This is a genomic window from Sediminibacterium salmoneum NBRC 103935, from assembly GCF_000511175.1.
GTDB classification, from domain to species: domain Bacteria; phylum Bacteroidota; class Bacteroidia; order Chitinophagales; family Chitinophagaceae; genus Sediminibacterium; species Sediminibacterium salmoneum.
This window is the reverse complement of record NZ_KI866530.1, coordinates 3156620-3178593: the sequence shown is the minus strand read 5'-3', so window position 1 is coordinate 3178593 and position 21974 is coordinate 3156620. Positions and strand designations below refer to the sequence as shown.

General features: G+C 33.8%; 17 protein-coding genes. 3 read left to right on the top strand and 14 right to left on the bottom strand.

The features are described 5' to 3' along the window. Position 1: 1 nt before the first annotated feature. Positions 2-244, bottom strand: a complete 243-nt coding sequence (locus P767_RS0114720) for a helix-turn-helix transcriptional regulator (protein ID WP_026752765.1) — start codon at positions 242-244, stop codon at positions 2-4. Between the two features lie 478 nt (positions 245-722). Here P767_RS0114720 and P767_RS0114715 point away from each other — a divergent pair, with 478 nt between their 5' ends. From P767_RS0114715 to P767_RS0114705, 3 genes are read left to right on the top strand one after another with little or no spacing between them, the layout of a single operon-like run. Then, on the top strand, positions 723-3944 hold the full coding sequence (locus tag P767_RS0114715) for a SusC/RagA family TonB-linked outer membrane protein (protein ID WP_026765144.1): 3222 nt from the start codon (positions 723-725) through the stop codon (positions 3942-3944). A 5-nt stretch (positions 3945-3949) separates the two neighbouring features. Continuing rightward, positions 3950-5347: a RagB/SusD family nutrient uptake outer membrane protein gene (locus tag P767_RS0114710; protein WP_026765143.1), complete on the top strand. Its 1398-nt coding sequence runs from the start codon at positions 3950-3952 to the stop codon at positions 5345-5347. Then, the gene (locus P767_RS0114705) at positions 5344-6399 is read left to right on the top strand and encodes a TlpA disulfide reductase family protein (protein WP_026765142.1); all 1056 of its coding nucleotides are present in this window, start codon (positions 5344-5346) and stop codon (positions 6397-6399) included. Before P767_RS0114710 ends, P767_RS0114705 begins: the two co-directional genes overlap by 4 nt. 34 nt (positions 6400-6433) lie before the next feature. Here the strand turns inward: P767_RS0114705 and P767_RS0114700 are convergent, their stop codons facing one another. From P767_RS0114700 to P767_RS0114640, 13 genes are all read right to left on the bottom strand, one after another. After that, positions 6434-6697 (bottom strand): hypothetical protein, encoded by a 264-nt coding sequence (locus tag P767_RS0114700; protein WP_026765141.1) that lies wholly within the window; start codon positions 6695-6697, stop codon positions 6434-6436. Positions 6698-6777: 80 nt separating this feature from the next. Further along, a complete protein-coding gene (locus P767_RS18415; RefSeq protein ID WP_157611561.1) occupies positions 6778-7188 on the bottom strand; it encodes a MauE/DoxX family redox-associated membrane protein in 411 nt (136 codons plus the stop codon). Positions 7189-7283: 95 nt separating this feature from the next. Further along, entirely contained in the window at positions 7284-7592 is a 309-nt protein-coding gene (locus P767_RS0114690) for a hypothetical protein (protein WP_026765139.1), read from the bottom strand. A gap of 435 nt (positions 7593-8027) precedes the next feature. Further along, a complete protein-coding gene (locus P767_RS0114685) occupies positions 8028-8522 on the bottom strand; it encodes a hypothetical protein (protein WP_026765138.1) in 495 nt (164 codons plus the stop codon). Beyond that, positions 8523-10709, bottom strand: coding sequence for an AAA family ATPase (locus P767_RS0114680; protein ID WP_026765137.1), 2187 nt, complete (start codon positions 10707-10709; stop codon positions 8523-8525). Positions 10710-10714: 5 nt separating this feature from the next. After that, complete coding sequence (locus P767_RS0114675) at positions 10715-10927, bottom strand: hypothetical protein (protein ID WP_026765136.1); 213 nt, start codon at positions 10925-10927, stop codon at positions 10715-10717. After that, positions 10924-13161: a DEAD/DEAH box helicase family protein gene (locus P767_RS0114670; protein ID WP_026765135.1), complete on the bottom strand. Its 2238-nt coding sequence runs from the start codon at positions 13159-13161 to the stop codon at positions 10924-10926. Before P767_RS0114670 ends, P767_RS0114675 begins: the two co-directional genes overlap by 4 nt. After that, positions 13151-14296: a cysteine desulfurase family protein gene (locus tag P767_RS0114665; RefSeq protein ID WP_026765134.1), complete on the bottom strand. Its 1146-nt coding sequence runs from the start codon at positions 14294-14296 to the stop codon at positions 13151-13153. Before P767_RS0114665 ends, P767_RS0114670 begins: the two co-directional genes overlap by 11 nt. Beyond that, a complete protein-coding gene (locus tag P767_RS0114660; protein WP_026765133.1) occupies positions 14293-15153 on the bottom strand; it encodes an SIR2 family protein in 861 nt (286 codons plus the stop codon). Before P767_RS0114660 ends, P767_RS0114665 begins: the two co-directional genes overlap by 4 nt. Before the next feature lie 6 nt (positions 15154-15159). Then, complete coding sequence (locus tag P767_RS17810; RefSeq protein WP_026765132.1) at positions 15160-16185, bottom strand: DUF262 domain-containing protein; 1026 nt, start codon at positions 16183-16185, stop codon at positions 15160-15162. A gap of 9 nt (positions 16186-16194) precedes the next feature. Beyond that, the gene (locus tag P767_RS0114650) at positions 16195-17298 is read right to left on the bottom strand and encodes a phosphoadenosine phosphosulfate reductase family protein (RefSeq protein WP_026765131.1); all 1104 of its coding nucleotides are present in this window, start codon (positions 17296-17298) and stop codon (positions 16195-16197) included. Further along, on the bottom strand, positions 17295-20516 hold the full coding sequence (locus P767_RS0114645) for a hypothetical protein (protein ID WP_026765130.1): 3222 nt from the start codon (positions 20514-20516) through the stop codon (positions 17295-17297). The genes P767_RS0114650 and P767_RS0114645 overlap by 4 nt, the downstream gene beginning before the upstream one ends. Beyond that, complete coding sequence (locus P767_RS0114640; protein WP_026765129.1) at positions 20506-21390, bottom strand: DUF4007 family protein; 885 nt, start codon at positions 21388-21390, stop codon at positions 20506-20508. Before P767_RS0114640 ends, P767_RS0114645 begins: the two co-directional genes overlap by 11 nt. Positions 21391-21974 lie beyond the last annotated feature (584 nt).

The following is a 21974-nucleotide window of genomic DNA, read 5'->3' as shown; positions in this document are numbered from 1 at the left end:
TTTATAGTGGCTTTTCTGGCAAAAAGTCTCTTGGGGAGCATTTGAAGATTTTAGCGATTTCATTTAGCTGCACCATGGAATATTTAGATACAAATTCAGGGCTCTCTATGTGTCCGACAAAACCTCTGCTGATTCCTAGATGAATGGCTAATTCCTCTTGACTCATACCTTTCTTTATCCGTAAATCCCGGACTTTATTTACGATATGCCAGTCAACACTACTTTTCTTTATGGTTTTAGCCATAAAATAAAAACGAGAAATAATATTTTTTTTGCCTATATATTATAGGCAATTCGTTATATTTGGGATAGAAGTATTATAAAAAGGTAATTTTGCGAACCTTCTTTTAAATGAAGCATTCGCTTTGAGTCTCGATTCTGAAACCTAGGAAATTTCAAGTGCACGAGACGATAAGTAGAATGCCCACGTTACGGCGTGGGCTCTCTTATTCGTGCACAGGTTCTCCTAGGTACCTTGAATCGATAAGTTGAGTTCCACGCTATTTTTTTGCCTGGACTTTACTTATCAGACTCCGATTTACCATTAAATACGGAGTATGAAAAAAGAACTGAAACAATGCACGAACTGTCTATCCCCCAAGTGGGCACTTCATCTATTGCTCACACAGTTCGCCAAAAAGCCTAAGAATCCGATATAGTACAGTTATAATAACTAATGGAGCTTACCCCCCATTTATTCATTAATAACTAAAACTAATCATATGCGATGTTTCCAACGCGTACTGGCCATTCTTTGCTTTGGCTTCACGTACACATCCGCTTCTAGTCAAAACACCAGTAATACTGGACTACTGCTAGATGCAATTACAAAAGTGCCAATTCAGTCGGCTACTATTCAAATAAAAGCTTCTAAACAAATAATCCTAAGTGATACATCAGGTAGGTTTGTTTTTAGGCAATTAAAAGCAACTGATACGCTTTTGATAAGGGCAGAGGGATATGCCAACCTTTCTATTCCTTACAAACAAGCCTTACGCCCTATCTTTCTTACCCCTATCTACGGAGAATCAAATGTTACAGTTCAAACTGGTTTCCAGTCTATACCCAGAGAAAGAGCAACCGGTTCTTTCGCCATACTAGACAATGAGCTAATTAATCGTAGGGTATCCTCGAATATACTAGACCGCTTAGAAGGAGTTACACCCGGTGTAATGTTTGGCAAAAACTCCGGAGAAGACCGAATCAATATTAGAGGCAGAAGTACTTTAGATAATGCAAATAACCAGGCTGCTCCCTTAATTGTATTAGATAATTTTCCTTATGAGGGGGATTTAAACAGTATAAACCCCAATGATATAGAAACAATCACCGTTTTAAAAGATGCAGCTGCTGCATCCATTTGGGGCTCTAGATCAGCCAACGGCGTAATCGTTATTACAACTAAAAAAGGCAAGTTCAATCAACCCTTACATATTGAGTTCAATCAAAACTTTACGATTACTGATGCGCCTAATTTAAAGTACTCCAGAAATTATGTTTCCTCTAAGGACTACATTGAAACTGAACAGCTATTATTTAATCAAGGTTACTATAATACTACTTTAAACAACAATACTACAAGAACACCAGTAACACCGGTTGTAGAGCTACTGAACTTACGCAGGCTCAATCGAATCAGCCAAGATGAATTAGACCAACAATTAGCAACCCTTAGTAAATATGACTTAAGAGACCAATTCAGTAAACATATTTATCGTAGTGAAAAAAGACAACAATATTCTTTACAATTGAGAGGCGGTTCCGAAAAACATAGTTATATTTTTTCAATAGGCTATGACAAGAATATTGAGCGGTTGATTGCCAATCAAAATAACAGATTAACCTTACAAACCCAACAGGTAATCAAGATAACACCAAAGTTAGAATTAAATACTTCGGTTTATTTCCTTAACTCAATCAATGAACAACCAAATTCAAGTTTTTACCGATCAACCAACCTCAACTATATATCATCAAACGGCCTTTACCCTTATGCAAAATTAGCAGATGAAGCAGGAAATCCATTAAGTACAATTAGAGATTATAGACCTAATTACCTGGATAGTGTTGAAGCTCTTGGCTTTCAACCTTGGAGATATAGTATTTTGAGTGAAATAGCTAATACTGAACAAAAAACAGATATCAGAAACTTGATTGCTAGAGTCGGATTGAAATATAAAATTAATAACAGATTTAACATTGATCTACAATATCAGCAAGAATACCAGACAACACAAACGAGACTATTAAGAAATGCTGAGACGTATGCTGCTAGAAACCTAGTCAATCAGTTTTCTGTCAGGAACAGCAATGGAACTTTCAGCTATCCAGTTCCCATTGGCGGCATTTTGGATCAGAGCCATAATTCAATGAACAGCCAAAATTTGCGAGGACAAGTCAATTACCAAGAAACAATCAATAACAATCATTCCATTAACGCCATTGCTGGATTTGAGATTAGACAGAGAAATACAACCGGGTTTTCAAGAACAGTCTTGGGTTATGATGAGCAATATGGAATAGGCAGAAGCAACTTGAACTACCAAAATTCATTACCCGTTCATCCATTTGGCAATCGTCTAATTCCTGCAAGCTCAAACTTAGAAACTGGACTCATCAACCGTTTTATTTCTTTTTACACAAATGCCGGTTATCTATACAAGCGAAAATATAGTTTTACCATTAGCGCTCGTACAGATGGAGCCAATTTATTCGGGGTAAGAACCAATGAAAAAATTGTTCCGCTCTGGTCAACAGGAATTGGATGGGAAATCAGTAAAGAATCATTCTATCAAGTTGACTGGATGCCATTTTTAAAATTAAGAGGAACATATGGATTTAATGGAAATGCTGTAAATGCAAACTCTCTATTGACTGCAACCTATTTCACCAGTGGAACAACAGGCCTTCCTACAGCCATCATATCTTCTCCACCCAATCCATTTCTGAGATGGGAAAAAGTAAAAACCATCAACTTGGCCATAGACTTTTCAACACGAAACAATAGAATAAGCGGAACTATCGAATGGTATAGTAAGAGAGGTCAAGAATTACTTCAAAACCAAGAATTAGCTGCCTATACTGGATTTAGGACAATTAGGGCAAATGGCGCTGAAACTATTACTAAAGGTATAGAAGCACAGATTAACACTAAAGTGTTAACCAGTAAACTAAAATGGAATATCAACTTTCTGATAAACACCATGCACGATCGCGTAATGATATTTGATAATAAGTTCTTACCCACACAATTGGTTACTGCAAACGGTGGCAACTTAGTAGCCCAAGTTGGAAAACCTTTGTTTAGCATTTGGAGCTATCGATTTGCAGGGATTGACCCAACGAATGGTGATCCAATAGGTATACTCAATGGTGAACAAAGCAAAAACTATACAGGAATCCTCGCAAACACCAATCCAGATAGCCTTCAATTTCATGGCTCAGCTAGACCAACATTTTACGGAGCTATTCGAAATGATTTTACTTATAAAAACTTTAGTCTTTCCGTTAATATGACTTATAAAGCAGGATACTTCTTTAGAACTAATTCAATCGGCCTCAATTACACTGATATAATTACCAACAGACATCATGTTGACTTTCCTAATAGATGGCAAAAACCAGGTGATGAAAAAATATCAAGTATACCCTCTGTAGTTTACCCTGTAAATATTCCTAGAGCAAACTTTTATAATGCCTCCTCAGAATTGGTAGAAAGGGCTGACCATATTCGACTACAAGATATTAGAGTATCCTACAGATTAGATACAAGAAATAGCAAAATTACTCAACTTGAAATCTATGGATATATCAATAATGTTGGAATTCTATGGAAAGTCAATAAAAAGGGCTTAGATCCTGATGCTAACGATAATTCTTTTGCATCTGACAATATCCCTCCCATGCGTTCTTATACCATTGGATTAAAACTTCATTTAAAATAAGATATATGAAAATTATATTAAACAAAATATCAAAAAAATTTATAAGTACACTAGTGATTTGTACTTTATTAATTAGCTGCAAAAAACAACAGGAATGGCTAGAAATAAAAGCCAATTTAAACAGTGTTACACCTGAAAGAATTAATGAATTTCAGGCATTGTTGGATAATGATGTAAACTTTATGGGAAAAGGCTTTCTGACAGTCATAAGTGCCGCCCCTTATTATCTAACCAATGAACAATTCAATGCAATTACAGTTGGCATAGAAAGAAACACGTATACCTGGAACAAACAAATCTATGAAGGCCGATTTTCGGCAGATTGGGAAAACAATTACAATACAATAGCTATTGCCAATATTGCTTTAGAAGGCATATCTAAAATTAAAATTACGCCATCTAACAAGAGTGCATACAACCAAGTAAAGGGAACATCGCATTATTTTAGGGCAGCTGGCTATCTGAATCTGATTCAAGCCTTTTCTAAGCATTATAATGCCAATACCTACAATACTGATCTCGGTGTAATCTTACAACTTACCCCAGAATTTAATGAGCAGCCAAAAAGAGCAACAGTTAAACAATGCTATGATCAGATTATTGAGGATTTAACAATTGCAGCATCTGTCCTACCCAACTTAACTGACAACCAAATTAGACCTTCAAGTACCGCTGCAAAAGCCCTTTTAGCTAATGTGTATTTGCTTTTGGAACGATGGGACTTAGCAGAAAAATACGCTTCAGAAGCCTTGAACACCTATTCATCCTTAATGGATTTCAATACTATCCCAATAACAAGCAATTTTCCATTTGCCACTTTACAAAACAAAAATCCAGAAGTTATCTATTATGCAGAAATGAGCAGCAGCTCAAATTTTGTTTCGAATGGTTCATTCATAGACTCAATACTATATCAATCTTATCAAACCAATGATCTCAGAAGAACTGCTTTTTTCAGGCTTTTTAATAACCGCCCAATTTTTAAAGGCTTTTATACAGGAAAAACAGGCACTCCTTTGGGCGGCATTGCCACCAATGAAATTTACTTAATAAAAGCAGAAGCATTAGCCAGATTAGGTGATTACTCAGGTGCTATGACTGTATTGAATAGCCTGCTACAAAAAAGATGGAGATCTGGAACTTTCACCCCTCTTACCGCAAGTAATGCCAATGAAGCTCTATCAAAAATCATAGAAGAACGGAGAAAAGAGCTTCCTTTCACAGGCAATATTGCCTGGAGTGATTTAAGAAGACTAAACAAAGATGTTCGTTTTGCTAGGACACTCAAAAGAACTATTCTTAATGCTACCTATGAATTGGCACCAAATAGCCCCAAATATGTCTTACCCATACCCGATGAAGAAATTAGATTAACTGGAATCCCTCAAAACATAAGAGAATGAAACAAATAATAATATTAATATTAAGTGCACTTTGCATAAACAGTCTAGATGCACAAGAAAATAAATTCAGATTAACTGGACAAGTAGCAGATACATGCTACTGGAATGGACAAATTATTTTGCAGTATAAAGAGCAGACTCAAAAGAATAGATTTGACACCTTAAAATTGAAAAAAGGAAGCTTTCAATTCGTGGGAACAATCCCCATTATATCTAGAGCTATTCTTCATGTTAAACCCAATACTGAAAAGACAAACGCTACTCAAGCAAGAGCATTTAGCTGTTATTTTATATTGGAGAATACTCATATGCATATAAAAATTGACGGGCCAGACAAATTCTTAGTTAGTGGTTCAAAAATAAATGATGAGCATTTAGCATTTTTATCTGGATATCGTGCAAAAGTAAAAGAATATAAAGGCATAGAATTTTTACAAAAGGAAAAAGCATTTACCGACTCTTTCATTCGGTTAAACCCTCAATCAGCATATAGTCTTCTTTTATTTGGCGAAAAAGTAGGAAGCGCCAAACAAGTTCATAGTCTAAGAGAAGAATTTGATGTATTCTCAGCTGAATTCAAAAGCAGCCCAATTGGCATTGAAATACAAAAAAAATTAGAGAAAATAAGCACCGTTACAGTTGGAAAACAAGCCCCCCAATTTTCCTTACCAGACCTAAAAGGTAATACAGTTCAACTTTCTGATTACAAAGGAAAATACCTGTTTCTTCATTTCTGGGCGAGCTGGTGCATTCCTTGCAGAGAAGAGAATATTTATTTGCTAAATGCTTATCAAAGCAAGAACAATGAAAATCTGGTTTTTCTGGGCATTTCTGTAGATGATGATAAAAAAGGTTTAGAAAACGCTATAGTAAAAGATAAAATTACTTGGCAGCAATTAGCTACTTTCATAGGATTTGATCAACCTATCATGCATGATTTTGGAATAAGGGGTGTTCCTAGAAACTTCTTGATTGATCCAAATGGAAAAATTATTGCTATGGATCTTAGGGGGCCAGGTCTTTTAAAAAAACTAAAAGAAGTAGTAGAATAAGTAAAGTGCCGGTTTTACCGGCACTTTTTAATAACTACTGAGCTGATGGAACGAAAATTCTTTCAGCTAATCCAACTGCCTGATAATTTCCTTCTAGCTGTGGATTACTAGGATCGGCAGCACCAGTCCATATATACTCACAATTAAACTGACCTGGATCACAATCACCTGGTGTTGTTTTTTCTATAAACACACCAGAAGCATTTCGATAATAAAGAGTGGTTGGTTTCTTAGTTGTAAAAGCACTAAAAACTGCAGTCATAATAACTGCCGCAAAGAGAAATTGAATCTTTTTCATTTTAGTAAAATTTAAATTTTCGCTTACTTATATTATGGAGGCATCAGCATTCCCCCAGCTTCCGTGGCCAGGAAATATTGTTACCATTTTTTATAATAGAAATAAGTGAAAAAAGCTAGTACTGTTAAAGCACTATTTACATAAAAATGTTGATCCCAGTCTAGACTGGAGAAAAGACCACCACAGGGACAGGTGGTAGATTCTAATCCAGATATTTTAATGTATCCAACGTAAAAAGTAAAAAGAAGCAGTAAAATTCCCGTACCTAATAAGCCAACCATTCTAAGTTCCCTTGCCATGAGAAAATAGACTAAAAGCCCTTCCAAGACTGGAATCAAATATGTCAAAATTAAACTCAACACAGATGGCAATGGCTGAGAGCGCATTGAGTTTACGTAGTAAGGGAAATTCAGCAGTTTTGCAGAGGCCGTATAAATCAGGACAAATATTAAGACATTAACAGAGAATAGAGAAATCCATTGATTTTTCATATAAAATCTTTGAAATCCTAAGGTCTAGAAGAAAAATTTGTAAAAAAGTGCAAACGATAACGGAAAGTGGATTATTGATAACGGAAAATGGATTTCTAAGTTGTAAGAGTTCTCTTAATATTCAAGAGATAATCATAATAAATTTCTGTACTTTCAATTAGGCTCCTTGTTTTTACTAACTTATATTCTGGCAATCCAATATACTCTGAAGCATCTAATTCTGCTTTTAGGGTATTAAAATCATACCAATGTTTATTGGTTTTACTAAGTAAGAGCTGCTTTATCTCGGAATATTCCTTATAGCGATATAAATCTTTTACTTCTTGATAAAGATTATTTAAGTCCTTTTGAAGAGAAGTAAGAAGCTCTAAATCTGCAATTAATTGATTAGTTGAATGAAGCATATATCAACTTTTTTATTAAAAAATCAAATTATAAATTTTGCATATAGCACAGTCAAGTTGAAGTAGCACTTTTTGTTTGCTCTGTACTGTCAAAATGCTTGTCTGTTTTTGGTTGTTCGTTAGTAAAAAAATAAAACACCGAAGGGTGGGAAAAAAAATGAATTTCTTCTTGGTTCGGGCAGGCACACTCTTTTGCAAACTTTGGTTGGTGCGTTGGCTTGTAGCAGTTTGCAAATGTGTGACTTTGGCATAGCAATTAATTTAAATTTTCTTTTTTAAGTTGTAATACTGAATCCTTACAATATAAGTATGATTTACCGCTCATTTTTATATTTCAACTTACCTGCTTGTCTTGTATGAGCCAAGTCGCAGTCTTGAATTTTTAAGTACGTTTTTACCTCTTTACTTGTATAATATTCTGCTTATTTCATTTAATCATTTTTCTTCTAATAAATCAATAAAGCAGTTATCGTTGTTCTCAAAAAAAGATGGGTCAGATTCAAGTTTAGCTCTAAGTTTGTCAAAGCCACCATTTGCATATTCTTCCATTAACTTCTTGAAATGCAGTATGTCTTTTTCTACTTCCTTATCCTCTTTGTTTTCGATTTCATAAAAATCTATGTCTGATTTTGCCATTATCCCCATTATTACAAATTCAGCAAGATCTGAGGGTTGCCAGGACTTTATTTCTATGAACTTACTTTTTTCATTAGATTTTATGGGTAAGCGGTAATTGCACCTCAAACCTAACAAAGTAACATACATGTAAATTTCATACTTAGTAGTAAAATACTTTCCTTGTTCCCAAGAAGTCCCCTCGCTAGCAGTTCCTGCCCTTCCACCTTGAACAACTGTGAATTTTGTGATTAAATCTTCTAACGAAGAGTCATATTCAGGAGCTCTATCTTTTATTTTCTTTAGTAGTTCCATTTAATTTAACTGTTCTATTTTGGTTGATAAATTATTTCTGTCTGCTCTTTCATTTTCGGGAATTGAAGGTGTAATCATATATACCTTACCAATTTTAATTTCTGAATTTGCCATCAATTCATTTCTTAAAGCTTGATTCTTATAAAACTCCTTACTCATTATAATGCTTTGTCTGTATACTTTACTCACTGTTTTACAAAAGCCAATTGTATAGTCCTCACCAAAAACGGATGTTGGGGCATCAGTAATAAGTGAGTAAAAGCTGACAATGCCATCATTACTTTTTGCTGAGATAATTGCCATGATTGCTGATAGTTTTACCAATATCAAATTACTTGTATTTGAACCTAAAAGTGGATTGCCGTTTGAATCAGTTATTTCAGGCATAAAGTTTCCATTAGGCAATTTTCTTAATTTGATTTGCCCCCTTGTTGATTTATTGCCAGATGTCATTGCTGTGTAATGATTATTCGCTTCTTTTTCTAATTGTGCAATTAGATTACTGAATACTCTATCTCTAGTAGAAGTAGCAATTTCATCAAAATCATTAAGAATTTGCTTCTTTTCAATTAACCACTTTGGTATTTCACCTGTAACTAAGTCTTTCAGTTGGATATTAATTGAATTTAGGTTTTTCCGATAATATTCAATTTGCTGAGTTATTTTGTTGACTTTTTCAGTAAAGTCTTTAACATATTTATTTTGTATCGAATACTCAGCTACGATTGATTCTGCATCTTCTGCTGATTGGGATTTATCAGATTCAAGTTTTTGAAGTTCATCTTCTACTTTCTTCATCTCATTGTTTACTTGCCTGATTTTACCGTTTATGTCGTTGATTTTTTTTAGCGTTTCAGTAATATCAGTATCAATTTCTGATATTCTATGTGTTAATGCTAATCCATTATGGTATAGTCTTTTGTAATCATCAGAAAAATTATGAAGTGTTGAAATCTCAGAAACTTTAAGCTTTGAATTATCTTTAGGTCTATCAATTAGTTCCTTAATTTTATTCCAAGCTTCTGAATCTCTTTTTGCCTCTCTATCGCAAACTAAACATCGCTCTTCTTCAAGCATTTTTTGAACATAAATTGGCTCCGGCACATCAATAGGTAAACGTGTCTGTAGTTTTTTCTGTAATTCAGCCTCTAAATCATTTTTAGCCTTTAAGTCTGCCGCTTTTTTGAGTTTTAAATTTTCATAAGCAGAATATTTAGAACTGAATTCTTCATGTAAAAATGCAGTGCCTTTTAGCACCCACTTATTTCTAAACATTTTTCTGTGAAAGCTAGTTTGTTCTTCGTTTAATGACTCATTCAGAGACTTTAACTGTTCAATGATTGACTTCTTACGCTGTTTTATTTCTGTGATTTTTGTTGCATCACTAAACTTACTTAGAAGACTTTCAGCTTTTTCCTCTGCTCTAGAAAGGTTTTCTTTTGCTTCTGTTTCGTCTTGAACAAGATCGGCAATTCTTGATTCTATTTGTCTTTTTTGATTTTCAAGTTGCTCACTCTTATCTAAATCTTTACTTAAACGTTTTACTTCTCTATCATATTCAGAATTCCCTGATTTAGCAGCAGAAGCAGCAATCTCAATCAATTCATCATATCTTTTGATACTCGAAAGTACATTGATAGCTTTTGTTAGTGAATCTTGTTTATTAAAGTCAATGATTGATTCTACTTGTTCTCCCTGAAACCATAAATAATCTTTTATGTGAGAGGGTAAAATGTTACTTACTATTCTTCTTTTCTCATCTTCATCAGTAACCATCTTAGCATTAAGATAAGATAAGTCTTTCTTCATAACAGTAAATTCACTGTCGTTAGATTCAATTACTTGGCCATCTTTTATTATTACAGAGTATTTACGTTCTAAGATGAAAACATTGTCTTTTTCCATGTTATGAAACGTAATACCTACACTTGCTGTGACACGCCCATCTTTTATTGCGGCTTTAGCCTTGTCAGAAATTATTTTCGATTTTACGGATTTTGTATTCTGAAATTCTTTCTTTTCCGGTACAAATACCTGGTCGTACATTACCCAATAAAATGCATCGTATAATTTTGATTTCCCATAACCATTATCCCCAATTATTACATTAATTCCTTCCGTAAATTCCATTGAATTTGTGCCAGCGTAGCACATGAAATTTTCTATGTCTATTTTTTCGATAATCATAGTCTCTATTTATTAAGATATTGATTAATCTTGCGACTTATTACACCTTCTGAGTCACCATCAACATTTCCATTGATTGCCATTTTGATGACCTCAATTAGTTTCACACCACTTTGGTCTATGAATTTTATTTTCTCAATTTTATCTTTTGAGATGTAGCCCTTTTCAATCAAAAGAGGGTCTTCCATAAAGTTTTTGAAAATGTTTTCCTTTGTCATGATATTGCAAGTTCGTTTTGGATTAAATAAATATTGAGGTTATAATGCTCACAGATTTCCCTAAATACGTCTTCTGTAAAATAAGGGTTCTTTGAAAGTGATGCGAAATACATTACTCTTTCAAGCTCTGATTTAATCATCTGCTTTTCTAAATCAAATGTTTCAGACCCTTCATGCTGATTTTCATAGTCTGATATAATAACCAAATCATGAATTACTGCATGATTTTTTGCAGGATGTTTTCTTAGAATTCTACCCCTTCTTTGAATAAATTGTCTTGGATTACCAGTGCTACTGCAAAATATTGCAGTTTCTGCTCTTGGAATATCAACCCCTTCATCTAAACATTTCATGGATGCAATCACATCGATTTCTCCTTTCTGAAATTGCTTAAGTACATCATCTCTATCATCCATTCCACTGATAAATTGATTTACAAGAATCTTTTCATTAATTCTTGCTATCTCTCTTGTATATTGATTTATAAGACGAATATTTTCTGTAACCAATTCATCTTCTTGTTCTCTTATTTCAAAAGTTTCACCCTCAGGAACATATATAAATGTGTATTTTAGGTTTCCTTTTTCTGTAAATTGTTTTTTTAAAATTCTTATTGCTGCCTCTAATTTGTTTGCTGCTTTATGAATAATACGTTTCCTTTTAAGCAATAACCTTTCGATGATACTCTCCTTTTCAGGATTATTTTTACCAAAACGATATAGTTTGGCGAGTTGATTACTGATTTCAACATATTCCTGCATTTCATCAGGAGTTAATTTAATTATATGGGGGTAGTAGTAATATTCACACAAAACACCTTCTTTAATTGCTCTTTCCATTGAAAACGAATAGGTGTAAGGTTCTTCATCACTAAAAAACAACTCCATTTCGGCTGTACCTTCGGGGTCATATTTTCGCTTTGGAGTTGCAGATAATCCTATTCGTTTTTCTAGCTTAAAATCTTTTAATCTATTTGCTACGGTTGGCGAAGCAAGGTTGTGACCTTCATCTGCAATGAATATTGTATCTGATGGTAAATCTTTTACCAAAGATTGAAACTTATCTTTAACAAAAGAGGCATATGTACTGATTAATACAAAGGATACAGGAATCCTTTTTGCAGTTGATACAAGTGTCGTTACTTCATTTTGCCAATTTATTTTGGATGAAATTTTATATATCTCTTGAAAGTTGAAAGATTTAACTTCTCTTTCCCATTGCTCAACTAATGTTATTGTAGGAACAAGAATTAAAACATGATAAATTTTTTCGGGATTCTTTTTGAACTCAGATAAAACACAATTCAATGATGTTATCGTTTTACCAGTCCCGGTTGCCATTGCGAATATGCCTTTATAACCATTAGCAACCCAGTTATTATATGCTTGTACTTGATATTCTCTTGGACCTTCTTTGTAGGGGAAACGAGGACTTTTTCTTTCTATCTCAATAGTTTCATAAAGCTTGTAAATGGTTTCTTTGAGCTTCCGATTTTTCGTTAAACTCATTTTCTTTTTCATGAGTTCTTCTTCTTGAACTACTAGTTCTTCAATACTTTTCTTCCCATACTTGTCTCTTATTGCAACTTCTATTTCATTGGCTGATAAGTATTCTACATCATCATCTTCCTCTTTAAAGTAACCTTCAATGATTTTAAGTTGTTTTTTAATTAGCTTGTTTGACCTGCCATTTTCCCAACTTAAAAAAGCTTCTAATTCTTCAAGATTTTCGGACAAACCGAACAAAGTGAAATTGCATGATGCTTTGTAACCAACAAAGTTTTCTCCATCACTGAAAACACCTGATTTATAGTGAGCTATTCCTTTACCGTTTTTGGGCTTAATTACTTTGATTTCAATTCTCTTTTCGGCAATCAAGTATGCGAGACATGCAAAGAAATGAGTATCATACTCATCTAATACTTTACCAAGAGAAACCACATCAGTCAAGTCAAAAACATTTTTTGAATCCTCAAGGTTCTCAGCTTTTTGAATGGCCTCTTTATCTTTTTCTGAAAGCAAATGATTGATAACCATTCGCATTTTACCTCCTTTACTTATAAAAGTTGCAAAACCTACCGACAGAAGATTGATAGCAGCAGAACTAAAATAACCTAAGAGTAATTGGAATTCAGTACTATTAGATAAGCCATCTAAATAGAATTGCAGTGGCTCATTTTCTGAACCTGTTTTATAATCTCTATCTGTTGACCAAACGCAATCCCTAAGCATCATTATACTGATTAGTGACTAACTCCGATATCAATTTTATTGCTGATAAGACTTCTTGTTGAGTATTAAATTTACCCAACGAAAATCTTATTGAGCCAAATGCTTCATCTTCACTTAAACCCATTGCTGTCAAAACATGAGAGGGTTTAACAACCGCTGATGTACAGGCAGAACCATTTGAAACGGCAACATTTTTCATTCTTCCAATCAGAACATTTGCATCCACATTAGGAAAACAAATGTTGGTGGTGTTACAAATCCTATGCTCTCTGTTGCCGTTTACAAAAGCACCGTCAATTTTCAGCAACTTACTCTCTAATTCATTAAGTAGTGCAGAAATTCTATCTGAATCTTGTTTCATTTCTGATTGAGCAATTTCACACGCCTTTGCAAGAGCAATAATTCCTGGGACATTCAGTGTTCCGCTACGAATTCCTTTTTCGTGACCACCACCATGCATAAATGTTGGCAGCTTAATCTCTTTACGCATATATAGAGCTCCGATTCCTTTGGGAACATACATTTTATGTCCACTCAAACACAATAAGTCAATTCCCAAATCATCAACATCAATTTCTATTTTCCCAGTTGCTTGTGTTGCATCTGTCATGAACAATGCACCTGCTTCATGGGCAATTGAAGCAATTTCTTTGATGGGTTGAATGACTCCAGTTTCGTTGTTTACGTACATAACACAAACTAAAATTGTGTCTGCTCTTAATGAGTTTCTAAGTTCGGTCAAATCAATCAAGCCTTCTTTTGAAACTGGCAAGTAGGTTATTTCGTAACCTTTGTTTTCAAGATGTTTGCAAGTGTCAAGCACTGCATAATGCTCTGTTGAATCGGTAATGATATGTTTTCCTTTTGCAGAATAATTTTCTGCAACGCCTTTTATAGCAATATTGATCGCTTCGGTAGCTCCGCTTGTATAAAGTATTTCGTTTTCCTCAGCACCAATAAAATCTGCGACTTGTATTCTTGCTTTCTTGACTGCTTCGTTAAGATTTATGCCGAAATGATGAGTGCTGCTTGGGTTGGCAAAATTATCTGATAAGAAAGGTGACATGGCATCCAACACTCTCTTGTCAATCGGAGTTGTAGAGTTGTAATCAAGATATATTATTTCATTAAGATTCATGAAGCTACTAACTTGCCAAACTCATTAATAAATTCAGAAACTTCCTTATGTCCACTTGCAGGTGAATAAGGAATTATTTGAATATTGAAGTTTTTTCTCCAACTCTCAGCTTCAACGCTATTCATTTCTTCTTCTGAAATTAATGCATAGTGAGAAGGGCCACCTCCATGAAATGAGCTGTGAATAAAACTTAAAAGCAATTTCAGTTCAGGGTCAGATAAAGATGAACCTAAAAACAAAACCGTTTTTGTTGTAAATAGAGATTGTAAAATACTTTGGTATCCTTTTTCTTGAAACAGAATTTGTCTGTAATCATTTTCAGTAAGGATTACACCTTGTTGTGCTTTATTTGCATCTCCATGTGCTTTCAAAATAAAAGGTCTGCCATTCCAAAGGTCATATGCAATATCTGGACTGTCTTTAAATGAATGAACTTTTGCCTGCTTTCCATGAACTTTAACGTAAGCATTTTCTAAAAGAGTGTCATAATTAGTTGTGATAATAAACTGATAAGGAAATTTAATGACCGCAATGTGATTATCAGTTGGAGGTGGACATTTGTCTGAATATTTTTCAATTATATATTTTCTAAACGAATCTTGTAAAAAATCCTTTAACTCTTGAGCAAGAATTAAATATTTTGATGGTTGTTTTACTAACTCCCTACAACTGTCAATGAATTCTTTGTTTGGCTTGTAACTTACTTTCTCAGCAAGTGTTATAAGGTCATTGAGCAGGCCTTCCCAATTTGGCAAACCGGCACTTTGTGAAAGTCCTGCTCCAACGAATAATCCACCTTTCCCTTGCTTAAAAGAATCAATTAAATCAATAGGTATTTTGCCTGAATCAAATCCCATAAATTTTTATTTAAATAGATGTCTAAATTGTGATATAAAGGCTTCATTTCTTCTTTTCATGTTAGCTTTCAAATTACCATCCTTTGTAAAAGAAGTTATGTATTCATACAATCTTTTGTCTTCATCGCTTGGTGAAGTTTTTTCAATCAAATTTCTTGGATTTTTGTTGTGTAATTTCCTTAATTTTTCAAATTGATTGAATGCATTAGCGAATTCCTTATGCATTACTTTTTTTGAATCCTTTCGATTTTGATAAATAAGTATGAATGAATCAACGAAAGCCCACTTATTTCTAAATATTCCAACAGAATGAGAATTGATTTTCTCAACATCATCTAAAACGTTTGCTACGTCCTTAATTAGCTGAGTAGCATGTAGGGCAGAAATATTAACATAAACATCCTTAAGGCTTTGACCTTTAAAATCAAATAAAAAGTCGTTAACCATATAGGCGATCACATGGTCTATATAATCTTGGTGTTTATTTCTTAAATCGGGGAAACCGCAATTTTTGAAAAAAACGTGATTATCAACAATTGATTCTACGTAAGAACCAATATGTGTTGATAGTGCTCTTCTTAACTCAGCTTGATTTAATCCCATTCCTTTTTGCAGTCTAGCAAATAGATCACGAATTTCATTATGGCTAGCTTTTACAATTAGAGCAATTGTCAAACTGAAATGTTTAAAATAATCTTGCGCTTGTTGATTTAGCTCTGAGAACTTTTTGCCGTCAAGAGTATTAGAGTTAAATGTTACATTTTTACCTAGACTGAATTTATCTTCATAAAACTCCCAAATAGTTCTAAGTCGTTGTTGCCCATCACAAACTTCAAAATCGTAAAAGGCGTTTCCCTTGATATCATTAAGATAAAATTTGGGTAAATCATAGCCCTTAAAAATTGAATCAATCAATAGTCTTTTTCTATCAATTTTCCAGACTGGAGTTCTTTGATATTGAGGTTTAGGATCAATTCGATTTTTGAAATTGTATATTTCCTCGATAGTATATTGTTTGCTCTTTACTTCCATATTTGTAAGTTAAATAAAACAAGCTGCACACCCTTCGCCTTCAGCTTCACCAAGGATGTCAACAAGGTAGGGTGATTTTATTTGCGACTTTCTTTCCATTCTTTTAACATACTCTTCCTTGATTGCAGCCATTCTTTCTGGCTGTATCAATTCTTCCAAGCTTTCGTGTTGTCCCCAAGTGTAGCCATCTTTTTCATATTCCATTGCTTTTTTGTATAAGTCTGGATGCTGTTCGTATAGCCATACCCATTCGATTTTTTGTTGAAAGAAACAAAAGAAACAACCGGAACGGCTTCTAGAATATTGTCCTGTTTTTCCGTTTATGTCGAAATCAATTTTTTTGTAGTAAGCCGGCACACCAACTCCACTTTCTTCCAGAATTTTAAAAATGTCATCCCTCACTAAAACATCTTCATTATCAAGTAAAACAAATGAAGATTCATTTGCTAATGGGTAATCGGTTGTTTTGAGGAAATCGAAAACCAAATGATTAAAAGCCTTAACATCTGTGTCAAGTAATGAATTTAGTTTCTGTGCCTGCGTAAACGAACTATCTAGCTTTTTTGAAATGATCTGTGCTGCTTTGTCTTGGAACCTTCCAAAGTCAATGTTTTTTGCAAGTGATTGCAACTTGTCAAAGTTTTGATTGCTCAACATTTTGGAAATTACATCTTCACTCCAAATATTCTTTCTAAAAGGAAAAATTGATTGGATGTTTTTCTTGGTAGAAATGTAACCTTCTCTTTCTTCATCGCCACGAATACCAACATAAGATATTACAGGGTCGTTTCCTACATATTTTTCAAAAGGTTCAAGTTTTAGCTTTTTGGTGCACCACCTCGAATTAGATGAGGGTAAAAATCCACCATACATTTTCAGAAAGTGGTCAAATGGGTCTTCAGAGCTGTTTTGAGCGGCTTGCAACAAATTAATCTTGATGCCAAGATAAACTTCAAGATTCTTGATTAGCTGATAGGTTTCATCTAGTTCCTTTCCTGTATCACATGAATAAAACTCAATATCCAATGATGGATATTTTGTTTTCATATAAATGGCTAAAGCTGCACTGTCTTTGCCACCCGAAATTCCTAATACGTGCCTTACTTTACTCATTGCAATAGTTCTTTTAATAAATTTAATACAGCAGCAATATTAGATGTTTTGTCAGAGCCTAGTTTTTTCTTCAACGCTGTTTTCAGTTGTTCAATTTCTTCCGCTTTTTTCTTAGGTACTCTTACAATCTTCGGATTGATATTGCTAAAAAATGTATCAATCTTTACTCCTATAACTTCTTCAGTATTTTCATCAATATCCGCTTTTGAAATATTTGTTAAGCTGTCTAACTCTAAAATTACAGACTTGAATTTTTCATAAAGTGTTATTTCATCTTCATCATTGAAGTTCTCAAGCGTTTTGCCAACAACTGCCTGTGCTATTGAATTTAACCATGCCTTTTTATCATCAAGAGCTGAATCAATTCGTTGAACGAATGTTTTTTGATTGGCTAAAAGCAAATGCTTTTTAAGTTTTGAATATCTCTGCTGTAAATGCTCTTTATAGTCGTCAAAATCCACAGATTTACCTACAAACTCATCACAAATAAATTCCACAAATCGTTTAATAAGTCCATCATAAGAAGTACGTAACTCCCTTACAGCGTTTTGTAAATTATTTGTATAGTTCTGCAACTTTGATTTGTCCTGTTGCAATGTGTTTAATGAAATTCCTAAAGCGTTCGGAAACGATTCAAAGAATGTTTCTTCTGGGTCTTTGCTTGTAGCAATTGCCTGACGAATTTTTAAAGCTGCTGAAGAGAGGCGTTTTGTCTGTTTTGAGTACTCAGGAAGTTGTTTGTAGAAAACAATAAATGGTTTTATAGTCTCGATAAACGAATTGTTATCAAACTTTGTTTCCTTTGATTGATTTAAAAATGCCCTGTAACTATTGAAGATATCAAGTTTTACGCCTTCAATATCAAATGTTTTAATAGAATATTGTTGTGGATACTTGGCAATCAGTTCAAGATTTTCGTCTGAAAGTGTTGGGATGTAGCCATTTTCATTGAATAATGCAAAATCCTCTCTTTTTATAAATAGGAATGTTGGAACCCAAAAATCAATAAGCCCTTGTTTTAACTTAAAAGGTCTTTTGCTAAGTGTTTCTACAAAATCAGAAATTGTCCTTTGATCTGACTTTGCACTTTCAAGAAATTTCTCTGATACTTTCCAGAGTTTATTGAAACTAGAATGTTTATCAATAGTTATAACGTCAAAAGCATTCTCACGAATAGGAGAGATGCCGTTTTCTTTAAGCAAAGACAGGTAAATAGTCTTTTCAGGTGGAAACTTCGCTTCATCAAACCCTAAGTTTTCTTTATCCCAGTTATTTGCAAGAGCTTTAAAGTAATTGCGTTTAGCGGAATGAATGGAAGCACTGATTTTATGCTTGTTTACTAATTCGTTTTTGAAAACTGGTGTTGCATCGTAAATTGTGCTGCATACTTGTGAAAGTAACTTATTGAAATCTTTCTTGTCAGCAATTTTCTTTTCCTCTCCTTTAAAAAACCATTTAACTTCTTTACTACCTGAATAAATGCTGTCTGTAATGTAATGATTTAATAAACGTTTTTGAGCATCAGCAATGTTTTCTAATTCTCGTTTTGCAACTTTATCTTCCTTGTTCTCTTCAATTACTTTCTCAATTTTCTCAATCTCAAACAATAGGTTTTTAATCTCAGTTGAATTCTTGAAAAAACAGTACACTATAGCTTCCTTTTGACTTTTAGATGCTTCTTCAACTTCTGTAATTTTTAATTTACTATTGAAAACAAGATTGACAAAACCATCAATTTCACCCTCAGGCATAGCGTTTATTGGATGTTCTGATATTTTAAATTCAAAAAACCTAGGAGTTCCTGTTTCGTATGAATATAGTTTTGCAAATACTGGTGTAAACTGAAAATATTTGTTCAGCAACGCAGTAATGTCACTTACTTCTGATATTTTATTTCCAGCTTCAATTAATGCCGTTTGAATATCTAAGTCAGTTCCTTCAAATAAGATATAACGCTTGCTGTGTGAACGATAACGAATAATATTTTTCGTTTCGAGATTTTGAATTATTGTTTTGGCATTAGAAATACCGCAGGCAGTTTCAAGGTATCCAATTAAAAAGTTACCATCTAAAATTGAACCGCTTGCTGAAAATATATTTAATAAACCTATTGTCTTAATTGTTTTTGCATAGTCATTAATATGAGTGTCAAATGCTCTTTCTACTTCCTCTAACGAGGAACGAATTGAACTCCAAGATGAAAAATCAGGATTATATTTTGAAGTGATAAACGAATAGAAGTTGAAATTCAAGTAATCGTAAACACAACTTAAATTGTAAAAAGGATTTTCTCGCTTATTAAATTTTGAAAGTCCCGTGTGGTCGGTGCTTTCAAGAAATGAAAACAAGCTTCTTTCATTTTGGCCGTATCGCTGTAGTGATAGGGTAAGAATATTTGCTGAAAGTATATCTAAGGGAAAAAGCTTAGTCGAAATCTCTTTTACAAAATCCTTGTTAAAGTTAAATGCTTTGGTAGTTTCCGCTAATCTTAGACATTGTTCAATTTGCCCTTTTGAAGCCTTGTTGTCAAAATTATCGGCAACATATTCTGATGCTAAGAATAAAAGTTGCTCAACAGGTTCATTGAAAGTTATTTCTCTGAAACGGCCTTTAACCTTTGTCCATTCTTGTTTTTGTGTACTTGTAAGTGAATATGCATACGATTCAAAACTTTGATGCACAGTAGTAATTAAAACAATATTGTGCTTTGGATTATTGCAGAATTCAGCTAACTGCTGTATAAAGTAAAGTTCATTTTCAGGATTGTGTTTGCTTGCATACTCTAAAAATTTGCCAAACTCATCGAGAAGCAGAAACAAAATTCCATTGCTTTTTCCAAGTGCGTGATAGCGATTGAATATTTCAGAGAGTATATTCTCGTGTTTATTTTTGGTTGTTGTTACGTCAAAAATGTCAGCAAATTGTTCAACAATGGAACTGTATGAACCAACAATTTTAATAAAGTCAACTTTAGGTTTTGCTGCAATAAAATTTGGTTCAAAGTAACGTTTTGTTCCAATAATGCTTTGTTCTAAAGCCAAAAGGAATGATGATTTTCCCGTGCCATATGTTCCGATTATATTGAATGAACGAATGCCTCTTTTAAAGTCGTTCGCAATCTGACTAACAACTTGCTTGGCATTAGGTGTAGGGATGTAATTAAAATCCCTCTCTGTATCTCTAAGGATATTTACTGAAGTTGTGAAATTATTTGCCATAATAAGTGTCTAAAATTGAATAAGCATTTGGTTTGTTTTTGAATTGAAGTTCTTTTATTCCTGCATGGTCTGTGAACGTGATATCCTTGTAATCGCCTACTATATCTGCAATCTTATTTGTTAAGCCTGAACGATTCAAAGAAAAAATTGAACCCGGACTGTTGTTGTCATATTCGAGAGAATTAAGAGAAATTGAATTGCCGTAATTAGGATTGTCAATAATAGAAAAGAGCAAAACTGCCTCTGGCAGTTTGTCTCTTTCACTATTTTCTATTTGATATTGTTCCTCTTTTCCTTTTCCGATAGTTTTAAGCAATTCAATCTCTGATAAAATTCCTGAAAAGCTATCCTCAACATCTTTACTCGATTCGCTACCTTGATACATTTTTACAAAAACAACAAAATCGTCTGCTACTGTATTGTCATTAAAAGCTAATGAAGGTTCTGTTTCCTTTCTACGCTTAAGGTAATTTACATAAGTTTCTTTATTGAAGAACAGTTTTTCTTTTCTGAATTCATTGAAAATGATACTGTAAGTTGATGCAAGTCCTGTCTTTACTAGTTGATAATGTAAAAGCCAGATACTTGCCTCATCTTCCAAGAATGGGTCGTAGCCTTCAATGTTGTCAAGGAGCTTGATGCCAAATTCAGTTGGTTTATCTTTATTGTCAATGATGTTGAATGCTTTTAACCAATAACGAATGGCAGAAACCATATTTTTTCCCACGCCAAGTTTAACCACAGCATCTTCATTATTGAATGATTGTCCGTCTTGAACAAAGTCAAAACCCTTTTTCAGCCAAAGTTGTCGGCACTGAAAAGAGTCATGGCCTGAGAACGTATATTTTGTTATTTCTGAACTTACTAAACTCATTTTTTAACTGCTTGTCTAACTGTCATTTTAACCTCGTAAAATAATGAAAATATTATCGAATAATTACTCTGTATGAGATACATCTTATTAACAAAAAGCAAAGTATTGTTTTTGCTGATACACCCGGCTGTTTTTGTTAATATTTTGTCTAATGCTAATACTTTCAAAGCGTTGGCAAAAATTGCACTCTTTTGGTGGCTGCATTGCGTGGGGTTTGAGGGTGGGGCAGCCACCAAATGTGTGCAATGTGGGTAGCCATAGAAATTCATTTTTTTTGTGCGGTGGGGTGTTTTAATTTTTTTATTGCGTTGGCTTGAGGGTCTGCCTGTAAAACTAATGTATCACGAAGCCGAGTTTCTGTTATGTATGTGTCCACCTGTCAAAATGTTTTTTTCTTGCTGCTCAGTTTAAGTTTTTAGTCATCTGTTTCATAGTTGCGATGCTATCAAATACGCTTTCTGCTAACGTCGAAGGCTTTGCGAAGGCTGGGGAAGATGTTCCTTCTGCTTGCTTGGCCACTAAAACCTCAATTAACTAAAGTCAAATTACTGAAGCCTGGTCAGAAATCCAACAGCCGATGGGCC

Excerpts from the sequence above, each read along its gene's own strand:
- P767_RS0114685 (WP_026765138.1), bottom strand. The coding sequence starts at position 8,522 with ATGGAACTACTAAAGAAAATAAAAGATAGAGCTCCTGAATATGACTCT.
- P767_RS0114645 (WP_026765130.1), bottom strand. The coding sequence starts at position 20,516 with ATGGCAAATAATTTCACAACTTCAGTAAATATCCTTAGAGATACAGAG.
- P767_RS0114675 (WP_026765136.1), bottom strand. The coding sequence starts at position 10,927 with ATGACAAAGGAAAACATTTTCAAAAACTTTATGGAAGACCCTCTTTTG.
- P767_RS0114715 (WP_026765144.1), top strand. The coding sequence starts at position 723 with ATGCGATGTTTCCAACGCGTACTGGCCATTCTTTGCTTTGGCTTCACG.
- P767_RS0114720 (WP_026752765.1), bottom strand. The coding sequence starts at position 244 with ATGGCTAAAACCATAAAGAAAAGTAGTGTTGACTGGCATATCGTAAAT.
- P767_RS0114690 (WP_026765139.1), bottom strand. The coding sequence starts at position 7,592 with ATGCTTCATTCAACTAATCAATTAATTGCAGATTTAGAGCTTCTTACT.
- P767_RS0114670 (WP_026765135.1), bottom strand. The coding sequence starts at position 13,161 with ATGATGCTTAGGGATTGCGTTTGGTCAACAGATAGAGATTATAAAACA.
- P767_RS0114650 (WP_026765131.1), bottom strand. The coding sequence starts at position 17,298 with ATGAGTAAAGTAAGGCACGTATTAGGAATTTCGGGTGGCAAAGACAGT.
- P767_RS0114710 (WP_026765143.1), top strand. The coding sequence starts at position 3,950 with ATGAAAATTATATTAAACAAAATATCAAAAAAATTTATAAGTACACTA.
- P767_RS0114640 (WP_026765129.1), bottom strand. The coding sequence starts at position 21,390 with ATGAGTTTAGTAAGTTCAGAAATAACAAAATATACGTTCTCAGGCCAT.
- P767_RS0114700 (WP_026765141.1), bottom strand. The coding sequence starts at position 6,697 with ATGAAAAAGATTCAATTTCTCTTTGCGGCAGTTATTATGACTGCAGTT.
- P767_RS0114665 (WP_026765134.1), bottom strand. The coding sequence starts at position 14,296 with ATGAATCTTAATGAAATAATATATCTTGATTACAACTCTACAACTCCG.
- P767_RS17810 (WP_026765132.1), bottom strand. The coding sequence starts at position 16,185 with ATGGAAGTAAAGAGCAAACAATATACTATCGAGGAAATATACAATTTC.
- P767_RS0114705 (WP_026765142.1), top strand. The coding sequence starts at position 5,344 with ATGAAACAAATAATAATATTAATATTAAGTGCACTTTGCATAAACAGT.
- P767_RS0114680 (WP_026765137.1), bottom strand. The coding sequence starts at position 10,709 with ATGATTATCGAAAAAATAGACATAGAAAATTTCATGTGCTACGCTGGC.
- P767_RS0114660 (WP_026765133.1), bottom strand. The coding sequence starts at position 15,153 with ATGGGATTTGATTCAGGCAAAATACCTATTGATTTAATTGATTCTTTT.
- P767_RS18415 (WP_157611561.1), bottom strand. The coding sequence starts at position 7,188 with ATGAAAAATCAATGGATTTCTCTATTCTCTGTTAATGTCTTAATATTT.